General features: G+C 32.5%; 13 protein-coding genes. 11 read left to right on the top strand and 2 right to left on the bottom strand.

The genetic code is table 11. From position 1 onward, the window contains the following. Positions 1–66 precede the first annotated feature (66 nt). The 6 genes from uvrC (at position 67) to AC2DGP_RS13770 (ending at position 8,317) form a co-directional block, all read left to right on the top strand. A complete protein-coding gene (gene uvrC, locus AC2DGP_RS13745) occupies positions 67–1,863 on the top strand; it encodes an excinuclease ABC subunit UvrC (protein WP_484490634.1) in 1,797 nt (598 codons plus the stop codon). 11 nt (positions 1,864–1,874) lie between these two features. Continuing rightward, positions 1,875–4,091: a patatin-like phospholipase family protein gene (locus tag AC2DGP_RS13750; RefSeq protein WP_484490635.1), complete on the top strand. Its 2,217-nt coding sequence runs from the start codon at positions 1,875–1,877 to the stop codon at positions 4,089–4,091. A gap of 122 nt (positions 4,092–4,213) precedes the next feature. Beyond that, positions 4,214–4,582 carry a toxin-antitoxin system YwqK family antitoxin gene (locus AC2DGP_RS13755; RefSeq protein WP_484490636.1) on the top strand — a complete coding sequence of 123 codons (369 nt, stop codon included), beginning with the start codon at positions 4,214–4,216 and terminating at the stop codon, positions 4,580–4,582. Between the two features lie 212 nt (positions 4,583–4,794). Further along, positions 4,795–5,922, top strand: coding sequence for a DegT/DnrJ/EryC1/StrS family aminotransferase (locus AC2DGP_RS13760; protein WP_484490637.1), 1,128 nt, complete (start codon positions 4,795–4,797; stop codon positions 5,920–5,922). A gap of 187 nt (positions 5,923–6,109) precedes the next feature. Then, a complete protein-coding gene (gene galE / locus AC2DGP_RS13765; protein WP_484490638.1) occupies positions 6,110–7,120 on the top strand; it encodes a UDP-glucose 4-epimerase GalE in 1,011 nt (336 codons plus the stop codon). Positions 7,121–7,330: 210 nt separating this feature from the next. Further along, on the top strand, positions 7,331–8,317 hold the full coding sequence (locus AC2DGP_RS13770; protein WP_484490639.1) for a LamG domain-containing protein: 987 nt from the start codon (positions 7,331–7,333) through the stop codon (positions 8,315–8,317). An 86-nt stretch (positions 8,318–8,403) separates the two neighbouring features. On the opposite strand, the gene fabD is transcribed toward AC2DGP_RS13770, so the two are convergent. Further along, positions 8,404–9,285, bottom strand: coding sequence for an ACP S-malonyltransferase (gene fabD, locus AC2DGP_RS13775; RefSeq protein WP_484490640.1), 882 nt, complete (start codon positions 9,283–9,285; stop codon positions 8,404–8,406). Positions 9,286–9,409: 124 nt separating this feature from the next. On the opposite strand from fabD, the gene AC2DGP_RS13780 reads away from it, so the two are divergent. Genes AC2DGP_RS13780 through AC2DGP_RS13800 form a run of 5 tightly spaced genes read left to right on the top strand, consistent with a single transcriptional unit; the run spans position 9,410 to position 13,078 of the window. Continuing rightward, a complete protein-coding gene (locus AC2DGP_RS13780; RefSeq protein ID WP_484490641.1) occupies positions 9,410–10,102 on the top strand; it encodes a queuosine precursor transporter in 693 nt (230 codons plus the stop codon). A 51-nt stretch (positions 10,103–10,153) separates the two neighbouring features. Continuing rightward, positions 10,154–10,855 (top strand): DUF547 domain-containing protein, encoded by a 702-nt coding sequence (locus AC2DGP_RS13785; RefSeq protein WP_484490642.1) that lies wholly within the window; start codon positions 10,154–10,156, stop codon positions 10,853–10,855. A gap of 21 nt (positions 10,856–10,876) precedes the next feature. After that, positions 10,877–11,974, top strand: coding sequence for an arsenosugar biosynthesis radical SAM (seleno)protein ArsS (gene arsS / locus AC2DGP_RS13790; RefSeq protein ID WP_484490643.1), 1,098 nt, complete (start codon positions 10,877–10,879; stop codon positions 11,972–11,974). Positions 11,975–11,982: 8 nt separating this feature from the next. Continuing rightward, positions 11,983–12,483, top strand: coding sequence for a rhodanese-like domain-containing protein (locus AC2DGP_RS13795; RefSeq protein WP_484490644.1), 501 nt, complete (start codon positions 11,983–11,985; stop codon positions 12,481–12,483). After that, the gene (locus tag AC2DGP_RS13800; protein WP_484490645.1) at positions 12,473–13,078 is read left to right on the top strand and encodes a TIGR04282 family arsenosugar biosynthesis glycosyltransferase; all 606 of its coding nucleotides are present in this window, start codon (positions 12,473–12,475) and stop codon (positions 13,076–13,078) included. The genes AC2DGP_RS13795 and AC2DGP_RS13800 overlap by 11 nt, the downstream gene beginning before the upstream one ends. Before the next feature lie 44 nt (positions 13,079–13,122). On the opposite strand, the gene AC2DGP_RS13805 is transcribed toward AC2DGP_RS13800, so the two are convergent. After that, on the bottom strand, positions 13,123–16,761 hold the full coding sequence (locus tag AC2DGP_RS13805; protein ID WP_484490646.1) for a T9SS type A sorting domain-containing protein: 3,639 nt from the start codon (positions 16,759–16,761) through the stop codon (positions 13,123–13,125). Between the last annotated feature and the right edge of the window lie 281 nt (positions 16,762–17,042).

A 17,042-nucleotide genomic window follows, 5' to 3' on the forward strand; every position in this document is an offset into this window, starting at 1 on the left:
GAAAAAGCTAGTTCTATTTTTGACGTTCTATTTCTTGATTCATCAAGATTTACTTAATTTTGTTCTATGCTGGAAGCCTTAAAATTACAAATAAAAACATTACCTAATTCACCTGGGGTTTATCAGTATTATGATAAAGAGGACCAATTGCTGTACGTGGGTAAAGCGATAGATCTTAAAAAGAGGGTCTCATCATACTTTAATAAAACGCAAGAAAACGGTAAAACAAGAGTGTTGGTTTCTAAAATTAGAAGCGTTAAACATATTGTAGTCTCTACCGAGACAGATGCGCTATTGTTAGAGAATAATCTGATAAAAAAATATCAGCCTAGGTACAATGTAATGCTTAAGGATGATAAAACTTACCCATGGATTTGTATTAAAAAAGAGCGTTTTCCAAGGGTGTTTTTGACTCGTAAAGTAATAAGAGATGGATCTGAGTATTTTGGACCTTATACCTCAGTAAAAACAGCGAAAGCCTTGCTTGATCTAATTCAAGAGTTATTTCAATTGAGAAGCTGTAACTTTGATTTGAGTGAAGATAATGTGAATACAGGCAAATATAAGGTGTGTTTGGATTATCATATTGGCAATTGCAAAGGTCCATGTGAAGGTTATCAATCGGAACAAGATTACAATAATAATATAAAGGCCATTAGAAATCTTATCAAAGGGAATTTTAAAACCTCTTTGGAAACATTTCAAAAAATTATGATTGAGTTCGCAGAGAAAATGGAATTTGAAGAGGCTCAAAAAATAAAAGATAAATTAGATCTACTGGTCAATTATCAGTCTAGGTCAACGGTAGTAAATCCTTCTATAAATAATGTAGACGTGTTTTCCATTATTTCTGATGAAAGTTTTGGTTATGTAAACTTTTTTAAAATAGCCAATGGAAGTATTATTCAATCACATACTACAGAGATTAAAAAGAAACTAGATGAAACCGATAAAGAGCTGCTAGAATTATCGATAGTTGAAATTAGACAGCGATTTAGTTCGGTATCCAAAGAGATATACGTTCCTTTTGAAGTGGATTTGGGAGAGGATTTAAAAGTAACGATTCCTAAATTAGGTGATAAAAAAAGAATCGTAGAATTGTCTCAGCGTAATGCAAAGTACTATCGTCAAGAAAGGTTCAAACAGATCAAAATAGTTGATCCTGATCGTCATGTAAAAAGAATCATGGCGCAAATGAAAAAAGATTTGCGTCTGAGTGTGGAGCCAAGACATATTGAGTGTTTTGATAACTCAAATATTCAAGGAACAAATCCGGTAGCAGCTTGTGTTGTATTTAAGGATGGTAAACCGAGTAAAAAAGATTATAGAAATTTTAATATTAAAACGGTAGAAGGTCCAGATGATTTTGCTTCTATGGAAGAGGTTGTTTTTCGTCGTTATAAAAGATTGGTAGAAGAAGATAGTCCGTTGCCTCAATTAATAGTGATTGATGGAGGGAAGGGACAGTTGTCATCAGCCTTAAAAAGTTTGGAGGTTCTTGGGTTAAGAGGAAAAATAGCTATTATTGGTATTGCAAAGCGATTGGAAGAAATTTATTATCCAGGAGATCCTGTACCGATGTATTTAGATAAAACTTCTGAAACTCTAAAAATAATACAGTTTTTAAGAAATGAAGCACATCGATTTGGAATAACACATCATAGGAATAAAAGAAGTAAAGGGGCCATACAATCTGAATTGGAGCAGTTAGATGGAATTGGTAAACAAACAGTAGAAACATTATTACAATATTATAAATCTGTAAAAAGAGTAAAAGAAGCTAGTTTGGAAAGCTTATCTTCGGTAATTGGTCCATCAAAAGCGAAAAAAGTAAAAGAGGGCTTGTTAAAGAAACTTAAATAATAAAAATTGCAATGAAAATTATAATCACATTCTTTTTCCTGTTGTTTGGTTTTTTGGGGATAACCGCGCAGAACTTGAATAAAGATGTTAAACCAAAAGTAGGTTTGGTTCTAAGTGGTGGTGGTGCGAAAGGTTTTGCCCATATTGGTGTTTTAAAAGTTATTGAACAAACCGGATTGCAAATTGATTTTGTAGCAGGTACTAGTATGGGGGCAGTTGTGGGTGGCTTATATGCTGCAGATTATTCACCAAAAGAAATTGATTCCATTATTAACTCTTATAATTTTATGGAGTTATTACAAGATAAAATTCCAAGAAGTCAATCGGCATTTTTTGAAAAACAATATGGAGAAAAAAGTTTGATTTCTTTTCCTGTTACAAAAAAGGGGAAAATAACATTGCCATCTGCAATTGCGCATGGTCAGTCAGTCTATAATGAGTTGAATGCCTTGTTTGAACATGTGCATGATGTTAGAGATTTTAATGAGTTGACTATTCCGTTTTTTTGTATGACTACAAATCTAGAAACTGGAGAACCCGTTATTCTAGATTCTGGCCATTTGCCTGAAGCTATTAGAGCAAGTGCATCTTTACCAACTTTGTTAGAACCTATGGAAATAGAAGGTAAAACTTTTATTGATGGTGGGGTGGCTAATAATTTTCCGGTAGATGAAATGCGGGAGCGTGGAGCGAATATAATAATAGGCATAGATGTTCAAGGAAAGCTTGAAGATAAAGATAATATTAATTCTGTAGTGGATGTGTTGAATCAGATTGTGAACTTTCAAATGTATGCTAGAGATGAAGAGAAAGTAAAAGAATTAACAATTCATATAAAGCCAAACACCAAAGATTTTTCAGTTACATCTTTTGATAAAACTATTGAAATTATAACAGAAGGACAAAGAATTGCTGGTGAGCATCGAAGGGAATTTGAAGAAATTGCTGCACTTCAAAAAAGATTTGGAAAGGAGAAAAGAATTCCAAAAGAGAAGTATCGAAAAACAAGAAAAGTAAACCAAATTAAAATAAATGATTTGTATCATTTCTCTGGAGCATATATCCGTGGTAAAATGAATTTGGAATTTGGAGACTCTATTTCTTATAAAGATTTAAATTATAAACTGGAGCGTCTTTCAGCGAGTAATGATTTTGATATGGTGACTTATGATTTCCATGAAATAGGTGATGAGGAATATCAACTAGACATGAAACTTAAAGAAAATGACTATTTGTCTTCTTTTAAATTAGGACTTCATTATGATCCCTTGTATAAATCAAGTGTATTATTAAACTATACAACGAAACATATGCTTATAAAAAATGATATTTTATCAGCAGATTTTATTGTAGGAGATAATATAAGAGCCAATCTTTATTATTTTGTAGATAACGGTATTTATACCAGTTATGGGTTGAACTCTCGTTTCAATACCCTTAATACCAGTGTAAAGTTTGATGGTACTCAAGTGAACCAGATTAATAAAAATTATGTTGATTTCTCTTCAATGGTTTATATTCAAACTACCTTCAATAGAAAGTTTGCGGTAGGTTTAGGGGTTGAACACAAGTTTTTGGATGTATCCACCAAGTCATTAGTGTCTGATGAAATATCAAATCGAAAATTTTATTTTGAGAAAAGTCATTATTTGAATTCCTTAGCTTATATCAAGTATGATTCTTATGATAAAAAAGCATTTGTTAAAAATGGTGTCTTGATAGATGGGGAATTAAAATATTATATGGCTTCGAGCGATTACAATAATAATTTTGAGCCTTTTTGTCAAGCAAAATTGAAGTTGGCTGCAGCAAAAACTCTTATAGATAAATTTACTTTTCACACCACTGTGGAAGGAGGGGTTACTTTTGAAAGTAATGATACCGGTCAATTTGAATTTGCATTAGGAGGTTTCGGACAGAATATGATTAACAATCATATTCCTTTTTATGGATATGAATTTGAGGATAATGTGAATCATTCTTATTTGAAAGGAGAGCTAGAGATTCGTTATGAGGTATATAAAAAGCACACCATGGCGTTTATAATGAACTATGGTAAGACGGATTTGGATATATTTAATGATGGACAAGTCTTTCAAGACATTTTATCAGGTTATGCATTAGTTTATGGTTATGAGTCGGTAATAGGCCCGGTAAAGCTTGTAAGAGACTGGACACCAGATATTAATATTGGTCATTGGTACCTTAGTGTAGGGTTTTGGTTTTGATTCAATGTTAAATTTTCACTCCAATGTTAAATTAATGTTATGTAAAAGTGTATTTAATGTAAAATGTTTTATATATTTGATGTATAGAAAAACAAATACTATTAATTTTAAATATATCTATTATGAAAAAACTATTGATGACAGCCTTTATTTTTACTTCTTTAGTTTTATCAGCACAGAATGTTGTAAGTTCAGAAGCGCCGAAGCCAGTATATGAAGTTGAAGATGGATTGGTGAAGGTTACAAATTTTTACGAAACAGGAGAGATTAGAGAACAAGGATTTTACGATGCTGATAAGAAATTAACAGGAGAATGGATCCAATATGATAAAACTGGAAAAAGAACTATTGTTGCGAATTATTACAAAGGAGCAAAAGTAGGGAAGTGGTTAGTTTGGCAAGGAGACAAATTATTACAGTTAGATTATGAGCAATCAAGGATTGCAAATGTTAGTGAGTGGAAAGACACGAGTACTCTAGCAGATAATTAAAAATCGCTGTAGAACTTTTTGTTTTACAAACCGAAACGCATTAAACGTATCAAATACGTTTAATGCGTTTTTTTTGTTATATTTGCATATGAAAACCTAAAAAACAGAAATTTTTAGGGGTTCAATTCTAATAGTATTTAGAATAAATATTGTCTTGGTTGGCTGATTAAATTTGTATTTTTGTGCGGTTATAAAATTTAAAAAATCTTCAGATGAGAAAACTTCAAATGGTTGACTTAAAAGGTCAGTATGAAAAAATAAAAGATCAGGTTGATACAGCGGTAATAGATGTTATAGATTCTACTGCCTTTATTAATGGACCAGAGGTTAGACAATTTCAAGAAGATTTGGAGAAGTATTTAGATGTGAAGCATGTAATTCCATGTGCTAATGGTACGGATGCTTTACAAATTGCGATGATGGGACTTGGGTTAAAACCGGGTGATGAGGTAATTACTACGGATTTTACTTTTGCAGCAACTGTTGAGGTAATTGCATTATTAAATCTTACACCTGTTTTGGTAGATTGCGATCTTAATAATATGAATATTTCAATTGAGGCTATCAAAAAAGCGATCACTCCTAAAACAAAAGCAATAGTACCGGTACATCTTTTTGGTAGAGCTGTAGATATGGATTCAATTATGGCTTTAGCGGAAGAGCATAACTTATATGTTATTGAAGACAATGCTCAAGCTGTTGGAGGAGTTTATACTTCAAAAGAGGGTAAGAAAAAGTTAGGAACTATAGGAGATGTTGGAACCACATCCTTCTTTCCATCAAAAAATTTAGGTTGTTATGGAGATGGTGGAGCGATTTTTACCAATAACGATCAGCTAGCACATACTATTAGAGGAATTGTAAACCATGGAATGTATGAAAGATATCATCATGATGTTGTTGGTGTAAATTCAAGATTAGACAGTGTTCAGGCAGCAATCTTAAGAATAAAATTACCACATTTAGATGCTTATAACAAAGCTCGTCAAAAGGCGGCAATGTATTATTCTGATAAATTAGGTGTGAACCAAAATATTATTGTACCTGTAATTTGTGATAGTTGTGATTGTCATGTTTTCCATCAGTATGTGATTAGAATAACAAATGGAAAAAGAGATGGGCTGTTAGAGCATTTACAGAGTAAACAAATACCATGTGCTATTTATTATCCAATTCCATTGCATAGACAAAAGGCATACTTGGATGATAGATATAAAGAAGAAGATTTTTCTGTAACAAACCAACTTTCTGATGAGGTGATTGCATTACCAATGCATACTGAATTAGATACGGAGCAACAGGATTATATTATAAATACAATTCTCAACTATATTCAGTAGGTATAGGTTGTCATTGTATTAGTAAAATAAAAAATTAAAGGGGTCAAATGTTTCCTTTCTAGTGCTGTGTTTTTAAAGAAGCATTATAACCACTACGAATAGTCACTACGCCCCCTGTTTATAAAATGAAAGCATAGTAATTTTATCAATTACTAAAAATTATAAATAATTATTTAAAATTAAAAGAATGGCAAAAATACTTGTAACAGGAGGATTAGGATTTATAGGATCTCACACTGTTGTTGAATTACAGAACAAAGGGTTTGAAGTAGTAATTATTGATGACTTATCGAATACTACAATTGATGTTTTAGATAGTATCACTGAAATTACAGGTGTTAAACCAGAGTTTGCTCAGATTGATTTAAGAGTTAAAAGTGATGTTCAAGATTTTTTCAATAAACACAATGTTGATGGGATTATTCACTTTGCTGCTTTTAAAGCTGTAGGGGAAAGTATGCACAAACCATTAGATTATTATGAAAATAATCTTGGTTCTTTAGTGTACTTATTGCAAGAAATGAGAGATAGAAAATTAGACAACTTTATATTTTCTTCGTCTTGTACAGTATATGGTCAAGCTGATGAGTTGCCAATTACAGAAAAGGCTCCAGTGAAAACTGCAGAATCTGTTTATGGGAATACAAAGCAAATAGGAGAAGAGATTATTAAAGATGCAAGTACTGCACATGGAATCAATACTATTGCGTTGAGGTATTTTAATCCTGTAGGAGCTCATCCATCAATTAAAATAGGTGAATTACCGCTTGGAGTGCCTCAAAATTTGATTCCATTTATCACTCAAACCGCTGCTGGAATGAGAGCAGAATTATCTGTTTTTGGTGATGATTATGATACTGTTGATGGAACTGCTGTTAGAGATTATATTCATGTAGTTGATTTAGCGAAAGCTCATATAGCGGCTTTACAGCGTTTGATTAATAAAAATAACAAAGAGTCTTTTGAATACTTTAATGTTGGTACAGGAAAGGGAAGTTCTGTCCTTGAAATTATCAACGCTTTTGAGAAAGTAAATGATTTAAAATTGAATTATAAAATTGTAGAGAGAAGAGCTGGTGATATTACAGCTGCTTTTGCCGATACAACAATTGCGAATAAAGAATTAAACTGGAAAACAGAGTTGTCTTTAGAGGATGCTTTAAGTTCTGCTTGGAAATGGCAGCAAGCACAAAAGTAATTGTGTAGAATAAATTTTTTAAAAGAGACTGTAAATATTTACAGTCTCTTTTTTTTTGTTCAGTTGTTTACTTATGATGAGTTTGTTCTAGACAGACCTTTATGAATACTGCATTGTGGCTAGAAAAAAAATAGACAAGTTGTGTATTGTGATTTTTCAACTTTTCTTTTCTGATATATTTGTAGGTCCAATTAATTTAAACTTAAACAAATGATTCAAAATAGAAATTTAATAAGATTAGTGTTTTCACTTTTTTTAGCGGTCATACTTTTTGGAAGTTGCAGTAGTGACTCTCTGGAAGAAAAGGAACCATCAACGATTGTAATTGACCCTGATGAGAATGAAGAAGAGGAAGAAGAAGAAGAGGTTGTAGTTATAGATGTTCATGCGGCTGATCAAAGATTTCCTTCTTTTGTTTCATTTGATGATACGACTCCTCAAGGAAAATCTTGGATTAAAGTAGAAAATTTATCTGATGAATTTAATGGAACTTTTGATAGCGCTAAATGGACTAAAACGAACTGGAATTATGGAGGGACACCTGTGAATATGCAAAATTCTAACTCAGGAGTTTCTGGCGGAACACTATGGATCAAAGCAACCTTGGATGCTTCAAGTCAAGATCAATGGTTTAAAACATCTAGGGTGCGCTCAAGAACTAAAATTAAATTTCCTATGTATACTGAATGTAGTATCAAGACTGCACATATTTCTGCATTTAATACTTTTTGGTTAAATAATGGTGATAGTAATAATAGAGATGAAATTGACATTATTGAAAATAACTCAAAACCTACGCTTCCACCTACTTCTAGTTTTGCATTAGATGAGTATCCATGGCAAATGAATTCACAGTATTTCATCGTAAAAAATGGAGTAACGGAAAGAGCAAAGGGAAACTCTAGTAATAAAAATTTATCTGAAGGAAATACCTTAAAAGGTGTGAAATGGAATGAGGCATATCATGTGGTAGGTGCTTGGTGGAAGGATGAAAATACGGTTCAATTTTACTTAGATGGAGAACCATCTGGAAGCATCACAACAACTCAAAATTTTACCCTTGAGCAATTTCTTATATGGGATTTATGGACTCAGGATTCTCCGTGGGTAGGTGGTCTTCCTGATAAGACTGACCTGTCTGATGATACGATAAATACCATGAAAGTGGACTGGGTACGAACATGGAAGTTGGAATAATTTCAATGACAGAAATAAAAGAAATAAAAGAAATAAAAAAAACACCCTACGCTATGTAGGGTGTTTTTTTATGGTTGTAAATATTTTTAAATCTCAGCACTACTTCTAGCGACAGATCTATCAATTTTAGCAAATAAACCTTGTAATACTTTACCAGGTCCTACTTCAACAACCTCTGTTGCACCATCAGCAATCATTGCTTTAGCACATTGAGTCCATTTTACAGCCCCTGTTAATTGAGCAATTAGGTTTTCTTTTATTTCAGATGGGTTTGTTACTGCTTTGGCAACAACATTTTGGTATACTGGGCAAGAAGGTTCATTAAACTGCGTTGCTTCAATAGCTGCAGCTAATTCTTCTCTAGCAGGTGCCATTAATGGAGAGTGGAATGCTCCTCCAACAGGAAGTAATAATGCACGTCTAGCACCTTTCTCAGTTGCTAATTCACATGCAGCTTTCACCGCCTCTAATTCACCAGATATTACTAGTTGACCTGGGCAGTTGTAGTTGGCAGCAACTACATCACCTTCAATAGAAGCGCAAATTTCTTCTACCACATTGTCCTCTAATCCAAGAATTGCAGCCATAGTTCCGGCTTGCAATTCACAAGCCTTTTGCATTGCATCAGCTCTTTTTGCGACTAATTTAAGTCCATCTTCAAAAGAAAGAGTATTGTTAGCAACCAAGGCAGAGATTTCTCCTAGAGAGTGCCCTGCTACCATATCTGCCTTGAAGCTATCACCTAAGGTTTTTGCTAAAATTACTGAATGTAAAAATACAGCTGGTTGTGTAACGTTTGTTTGTTTTAAATCTTCAGCAGTTCCTTCGAACATAATTTTAGTGATATCGAATCCTAAAATTTCATTTGCTTGTTGAAATAATTCTTTTGCTAATTCTGAATTTGTGTACAAATCTTGTCCCATTCCAGAAAATTGAGCTCCTTGACCAGGAAAAACATATGCTTTCATATTATTTATTTTCAAATTTGACTGCAAAAATAAGCATTGTTTGTGAATTATATCATTTGTACTGTTATATAATGAGTTTGGTTAGATTCCTATAGGTTAATGCGTTTTTGTTATATTCGTATTTATGAATACAAAAGACCGACAGCTGGCCTCTTCAATCTATATGATTTTGGCCACTTTATTTATAACTTCTTTGGTGGTTTCAAACTTAATATTTCAAAAATTTTTTTATTGGAATCCTCTAGGAATATTTCGTTTTGAAGTATCTGTTGGTATTTTACCTTATCCAATAACTTTTTTAATTACAGATATTATTTCTGAAATTTATGGGAAGAAGAAAGCAAATCAAGTTGTTGTTACAGGAATTTTCGCATCCTTTTTTTCTGTATTAATTGTGTTAGTAGCCAATTATACTCCTGCAACAAGTTGGTCTCCTGTAAATGATGGATTGTTTTCAAAAGTATTTGGCTTGTCTCCAATAGCTGTAATGGCATCTATGATGGCCTACTTATTTGCGCAATTTATTGATATTAGAATATTTCATTTTTGGAAACAAAAAACAAAAGGGAAACATTTATGGTTACGGAATAATTTTTCAACTTTTAGTTCTCAGTTTATTGATACGTTTACTGTGGTATTGTTGCTTACTTTGTTTGATGTGCTTTCATGGGATGTTTTTGGAAGTCTTTTGCTTAGTGGATTTTTGTTTAAAGTGATAGTCGCAATTGTTGATACGCCGTTGTTATATGGGGCTGTCTATTTGTTTAGGAAAAGATTTAATTTGACGGCAGGAGAAGAATTAAAAGAGATTTTGTAATTTTCTAATAGTTTTCTCTACTAACGTTTATATCTAAAAAATTACTACAATATGAAATCATTTTTTTTATGGGCTACGATTGTATTTGTGTCCACCGTATCCTTGGCACAACAAGAGGGGTTTGATCAACTTTTAAAAAATAATGTAACTCAGGATGGGGTTGTTAATTATAAAGGAATTCTTAAAGAGAAAAATGCACTTGATGCTTATATCGATTATTTAAAACAGACCAAACCACAACAATCATGGTCAGAAGATAAAACAAAGGCTTTTTGGATTAATGCTTATAATGCCTATACCATTAATTTAATTCTTGAAAATTATCCTATTTCTAGTATTATGAAAATTAATAATGGAAAAGCATGGGACATGAAAATAGCGGTGGTTGGTGGTGAAACCTATACTTTAAATCAGATAGAACATGAACGGTTGCGTGCGGTTTATAAAGATCCACGTATTCATGTTGGTGTGAATTGTGCTTCATTCTCATGTCCGCCACTAGCAAATTATGCTTTTACAGAATTAAATGTTGATTCTAAGTTGGAGGAACTTATGAAGAAATTTGTGAATGATCCTAAAAGAAATATGTTAACTCCTAAAAAAGCATCTCTATCAAAAATATTTGAATGGTATCAGGGAGATTTCACCTCAGAAGGTAAATTGATAGATTATATAAAGAAATATGCATCGGTTGAATTATCGAAAAAAACTAAAGTTCGTTTTTTAGAGTACAATTGGAACCTAAACGAATAAAAACACTTCAAATAAAAAAATATGGAAGCTTATTCCCTTGCTGACCAAGAAAAACTATATGCAAAAGTTCAAGAGACTTTGGCAAAATCAAAATCAAATCCAATTGTTGAAATTAGAAAAAAGAAATCTGAAGAAGATATGTTGTTTTTAGAAAGTTTGCCAATTCTAGGTTTTTCTAAGCAATTACATCAATATTCAAAATTACCTTTTAAAGCAAAAGGGTTGGATATTTTGCAAATAAATGTTGGTTATTTGTGCAATCAAGTTTGTAATCATTGCCATGTAAATGCAGGACCTTCTAGAAGAGAGTTGATGTCAGTTGAGACGATGAAGCACTGTTTAGCAGCGCTAGATTCGGGAGGGTTTTCAACAGTAGATCTTACAGGAGGAGCACCAGAAATTCATCCTGATTTTAAATGGTTTGTTGAAGAAATTTCTAAACGTGAGGTTAAAATTATCGTTAGAAGTAATTTGACCATTCTTACGTTTGCTAAGGAGTATGAGTATTTGCCTGAATTTTTTAAAACGCATAAAATTGAGGTTGTAGCGTCTATGCCTTGTTATACTTTAGAGAATGTGGACAAACAACGTGGAGATGGTGTTTTTGAAGCTTCTATTAAGGGATTGCAACTTCTAAATGAAAAAGGCTATGGTAGAGGAGAAGAGTTGAAGTTACATTTGGTATATAATCCAGGTGGACCTTCGTTACCAGGCTCTCAGGAAGGTCTTGAAAAAGATTACAAACGAATGTTGAAGGAAAATTTTGCTATTGATTTTAATCATTTATATACCATAACAAACATGCCTATTAGTCGTTTTTTAAATGATTTAAAAGCACAGAATAAGGTTGAAACCTATATGAATCTGTTGGTAGATAATTTCAATTTGGCCGCAGTAGAAAATGTAATGTGCAGAGATACCATTTCAGTGCGTTGGGATGGTACTATTTATGATTGTGATTTTAATCAAATGTTGCATTTGCCCATCCTAGACAAACAACATCAAAATATTAAAGATTTTAATGCTGATACATTGAAGAACAGAACAATTTCACTGAAAAACCATTGTTACGGATGTACTGCTGGTGCTGGTTCTAGTTGTCAAGGTGTTATATCGTAAGTAGAAGTATGAAACAGAGAATTGTTTTTTTAACGTTGTTGATTGTGTCTACTTTTTCGAATGCACAAACTAAAAAATTCAATAAATTACTTGAAAGAAATTTAAAGGAAACGGTTCCTATAGTTAAGGTATCCGATATTTCTTCTTTAGATAAGTATGTATTGTTAGATACTCGGGAACAAAATGAGTACGATACAAGTCATCTTAAAAATGCACTTTGTGTTGGATTTGATAATTTTGAAATAGATGCTGTATTGCAAAAATACCCAGACAAGTCACAACCTATTTTGGTGTATTGTTCTATTGGGATGCGTAGTGAAATGATTGGTGAAAAGTTATTGAAATCAGGCTATACAAAGGTGTATAATTTGTATGGTGGGATTTTTGAATGGAAAAATCAAGCAAAGGAAATAGTAGATAAAAATAACCAACCTACAGAGAAGGTTCATACGTTTTCTAAAGAATGGAGCAAGTGGTTGACTAATGGGGAAAAGGTTTATGAAAAATAATAATCTATTAATTATTTTCACTAGGAATCCTGAATTAGGGAAAGTAAAATCAAGATTAGCGGCTTCGATCGGACCTGAAAAGGCATTGGCTATATATAAAGAATTACTAACTCATACTCGTAATATTTCGCTTGAGGTAGTCTCAGATAAGTATCTTTATTATTCAGAGTCTATTCAGGAGTTTGATGATTGGGATCCAAAAGTGTTTTCAAAGAAATTACAAAAAGGAGAAGATTTAGGGGATAAAATGAAGAACGCATTTTGTGATGGCTTTAAAGCAGGTTACGAAAAAGTTGTGATTATTGGTTCTGATATTTATGATCTTAATTCGTTACATATTACGAAAGCCTTTGAAAAGTTAGATTCTTATAATACCGTTATTGGACCCGCAGAAGATGGAGGTTATTATCTATTGGGTATGAAAGAATTGATTCCTTCTGTGTTCAAAAATAAAAAATGGGGTACTGAGACTGTTTTGAAATCGACCATAGAAAATTTAGAAGGAAAATATACTACTTTGTTTTTAGAAGTTTTAAATGATATTGATGTAATTTCTGATATAAATCCAGATTCAAATCTGATAGCATTAATATAAAACCCGAGAGGTAGATACTCTCGGGTTTTGATGGTTTATTAATTTTATTTTTTGATAAATTGCAGTGCGTTTCCGTGTTCGTTTTGTATATAATAAATACCTGTCTTTAGTTGTTCAATATTAATTGAAATTAATTCATGTCGACTGTTTTGTTTACTATCCAGTCTATTGATAGAAAAATTGTCAATTCTGTTCCCTAACATATCTAGGATATAGTAATTACCTGTTCCTGCGTTTAATAAATTGATGGTATTTGAAGCTGGGTTTGGATATAATACTGTTTTAGATTGTTGAGCCACATTATTAGGTACACTTAATTGATTAGATTCTAATATCGTAATATCGGTAAATTCTGTTTGTTGCGCTTGTACGTTGTTCTCATCTGTGTATACTACCCTTGTTCTAATGGTGTATTTTTGATTGTCAGGTAAGTCTTCACTGATTGTTATGTCTATTGGGATGTTAAAATCGAATTCAATCGTGTCTTCAATCAAGGCATTTCCGTTTAACGCAATTGCCTTTGGAATTACTTCTTGGATAAAGGCATTATTGTTTTCGGTTCTTAAAAGCAAACTAAACTGTACAAGGCTGATATGATCTGTTTGTTGTACACGATACGAAACCTTTTGATTTGAAGTTTCGTTAACAGTGAGTTCATTGGTCGCTTTTGTGTCCCAATTGATAAAGCTAAAACCAGGGTTTAGAATACTAACATCTTCAAAATTTAAGGTAACAATACTTTTACCATCATTGTCTTTTGAATCAATTCTGGTTCTCATTCTATATTTTTGACCAACTGGTAGCTGGTCCGAAGTTGAAATTCCTGTTGGTGTTTTAAAATCAAATTCTATAGTTGCACTGCTGTTTGCTATGGAACTATCCCCTTCAAAGGCAACATTTGTTTGAGGTGTAACAGCGCTTACATAATTGTTGTTTAGATCGGTAATTATGAGACCGAATTGTATAAGTTTAATCGTTTCATCTTCTTGTACATTGTAAGAGATTTTTTGCGAGGTTTCTCCATCTGGTGCAAAAGTTTTTATGTGGTTGGTAACCCAGGTAACGGAGTTCCCTTTTATAATATTTACAGTTGTATTTTGCGTGGCATATGTTTCCATTCCATTTTCATTTAGAGAACTTATCCTGGTTCTAATTACGTAAGATTGTCCTTCAGGTAGCTCGTTTGATGGAGTAATGTTTTCCAGTACTAGATAATTAAAAGAAGTTGTTCCTCTTTGTTCAATATTAGCCGCCGTTGAAGGGAAGCTTTGCGGTTTTATAACTTCAATAATATTTGCGTTGGTATCTATAATTAAGAGACCAAATTGGGTAAATTGCGGAGTATCTTTTTCTAAGATAGCATGAGTGATTGTTTGTTCGGAATTTGCACCGATAGTTAAGGTACTTTCCGGATTATCCCATGTGATTTTATTCTCTGTGATTAACTCAAATAGTGTAATTTGAATTTCAGATTTAGTTTTTAGGGTTTCTCCGATACCATTTACTTTAGTATTTAGGGTAGATCGTAATATGTATACTTCGTTATCTGAGAGTTTGTTTGATGCAGTTATACCTGTTGGGATTGTATAATTAAATGTCTCTGTTCCATTGCTTGTAGCATTTTGATTAACAACTTCCAGTTGAGATGCTTCCACTGCTACAATTGTTTTAGTTTTCGTATTTAGGATGGCTAAATCAATTTCAATAGATTCTAATATTTCATTATCAGCTCTTACGCCATAATGGATTTGTTGTTGTGTTTCTTCTCCAAATGAATAAGTGTTGTCTTCTTTGTTAGCAAGGGTTATAAAATTTTCATCAGTTAATCGAAATTTCCATTTAGCATTGTTGTTTAGCTCAACAGGGAGTCTAGATCCATCATTTGGATTTTTCTTTTTTGCGGCAACTAAAGTTACTTTTTCATCATTTAAGGTTGCAATTGCTGATTGTTTTTCGTTTCCACCAGGAAGAATAACATAGTGATCCTCTTCTTTTGTCAAACACCAAAAAGGGAGTCTATTTATAAATGAGGGGATCATTTCAGAATAGTTGTTTTTTTCAAAAGGGAAAAGTTCTGGAAGATTATTGGGATTACCAATAATATTACTTTCAGTAAACGGTACCGCTAATTCTAAAAAGTTATTTGTGTGTAAATTTTGGAAATTATAACTAAACGGTGGTGCAAATGTTACAATCCATTTAGAAGAATTGTCAATTATATCTGATGTGATTACTTCACCATTGCTTCCTTTTGCGGTAAGTACCTGACCTGTTTGAGCATTTACAATTTCGTAAGTTCCCCCCGCAAGTAATTGTCGAGGTGATTCTATAAATGAAATATCACTCGCTCTAGGGAAGTTAATGTCGTTTCCTTCAGAGTTTAAAGAGGTACCCTGTTTTAAATTTATTGAGAGACTTCCTGTTTCAGCCCTTTCTAGGCCAATATTATTTTTAATAACAATATTTTCAGAAGGTAAATCTCCTGTATTATTGGGGTTACTTCTTGGTATTATAGGTTCATGAATTTCATTCTCATAATACGCTAGGTTGATCCACCTGTTTCCAGAAACAGTTGCAGAAGATTCTGTGAAATTATTATTTTCAATATTTAAATCACTTGTGCCGTAAGTAGAGATAAAAAACCGATAAAGACCCGTGACAATATTGTTGCTTACATTAATGTTTTTGACTGGTTGAAGTTCTCTGTCAAATACCATTATTTTACTTCCATCATCGCTAGTACAGTTAAAGGTATTGTTGGTTATTGTAAAATTGCTAGAAAATTCTTCAATGTGTATGAGATCTACTTTACCAGAGTTATCATTAAAAACGTTATTGTTAATAATGACATTTGCACCTCTTGAAGAGGCTCCAAATCCTGTATTGATAATATTGCAATTTTCAATAGTTGAGTTGTTGTGATCCCAAACAATTGGGTAAGACGCATTTCCGGCATCAAAAGATATAGCACGGTCATTAAACTCTATTGTGTTTCCAATATTGCTAGTTCCGTTAGGTACATTTTTTGGAGAAAAAGTACAGTTTGTCCAGGTAACTTTTGGATGAGAATTTGAATTACCAATCCTATTAAACCAAAACCCAATCACGTTGAAGTTTTCAAAAGTAACATTGGTAAAAGAGCCTCCAATTCCATTTCCAACAGCAATTTGATATCCTCCCCCTGCTATTTTTACATTGTTAAATTCAATTCCAGTATAGCTATCATTGGTCTCTAGATTTTGCTCGGAGCCAGGACCATTAATACGATCAGTATAAGTAGGATGAAACATTTTTAAAAATATATTCCATTTGGTACCGCTCGTTTTTGTCAGTGATATGTTATGTATTTTTATGTTGTCCGATCGGAATGTGATGATTTTACAGTTGGTGAAATGAACCCCAATAGTAGTATTGTCTGCCCCTTTTGCAGGCAAGGTGATTGAATTGTTATGAACACCTCTAAGTGTCACTTGTTTGTTAATTGTTAAAGCTTCATTATTGAAGTCATAATTTCCTGCTGGAAACTCAATAATATCTCCATTTGTTACTTTTTTTAGAATATTTTGAATGTTTTTCGGAACCGATAGGAGTTCGTTTTTTTCATTTTCGAAATTATATATTTGTTGAGCACAAAGGATTTTAGTTAAGAAAATTAGACTCAGAAATAAGATGTTTTTCTTCATTGTTTAAGTTTTTTTGGTTGATTTATTTGAGGGATAAAGCTAATTGTTAGAGAATTAGCTCAGTAAAAGTTTGAGAAGGAAATACTCATAAAGAACTCGACTAATCAACTTTTTTTGTTTTATTCATCGGGAAAAAAGTGGACTATAACTAAAAAAATAACTTAGTAATATTTGAAACCTAGACAATGTCTAGTTGGGTGTTTAATGTTTTTTATGCTATTCTCAGCGATGTAATTTTTTTGTTATTGAATTGTAATTTTTGATATAAATCTCGACTCACA

Source organism: Flavicella sp. IMCC45537, assembly GCF_057197705.1.

Coding starts and splice junctions, on each gene's coding strand:
- uvrC (WP_484490634.1), top strand. CDS start 67: ATGCTGGAAGCCTTAAAATTACAAATAAAAACATTACCTAATTCACCT.
- AC2DGP_RS13750 (WP_484490635.1), top strand. CDS start 1,875: ATGAAAATTATAATCACATTCTTTTTCCTGTTGTTTGGTTTTTTGGGG.
- AC2DGP_RS13755 (WP_484490636.1), top strand. CDS start 4,214: ATGAAAAAACTATTGATGACAGCCTTTATTTTTACTTCTTTAGTTTTA.
- AC2DGP_RS13760 (WP_484490637.1), top strand. CDS start 4,795: ATGAGAAAACTTCAAATGGTTGACTTAAAAGGTCAGTATGAAAAAATA.
- galE (WP_484490638.1), top strand. CDS start 6,110: ATGGCAAAAATACTTGTAACAGGAGGATTAGGATTTATAGGATCTCAC.
- AC2DGP_RS13770 (WP_484490639.1), top strand. CDS start 7,331: ATGATTCAAAATAGAAATTTAATAAGATTAGTGTTTTCACTTTTTTTA.
- fabD (WP_484490640.1), bottom strand. CDS start 9,285: ATGAAAGCATATGTTTTTCCTGGTCAAGGAGCTCAATTTTCTGGAATG.
- AC2DGP_RS13780 (WP_484490641.1), top strand. CDS start 9,410: ATGAATACAAAAGACCGACAGCTGGCCTCTTCAATCTATATGATTTTG.
- AC2DGP_RS13785 (WP_484490642.1), top strand. CDS start 10,154: ATGAAATCATTTTTTTTATGGGCTACGATTGTATTTGTGTCCACCGTA.
- arsS (WP_484490643.1), top strand. CDS start 10,877: ATGGAAGCTTATTCCCTTGCTGACCAAGAAAAACTATATGCAAAAGTT.
- AC2DGP_RS13795 (WP_484490644.1), top strand. CDS start 11,983: ATGAAACAGAGAATTGTTTTTTTAACGTTGTTGATTGTGTCTACTTTT.
- AC2DGP_RS13800 (WP_484490645.1), top strand. CDS start 12,473: ATGAAAAATAATAATCTATTAATTATTTTCACTAGGAATCCTGAATTA.
- AC2DGP_RS13805 (WP_484490646.1), bottom strand. CDS start 16,761: ATGAAGAAAAACATCTTATTTCTGAGTCTAATTTTCTTAACTAAAATC.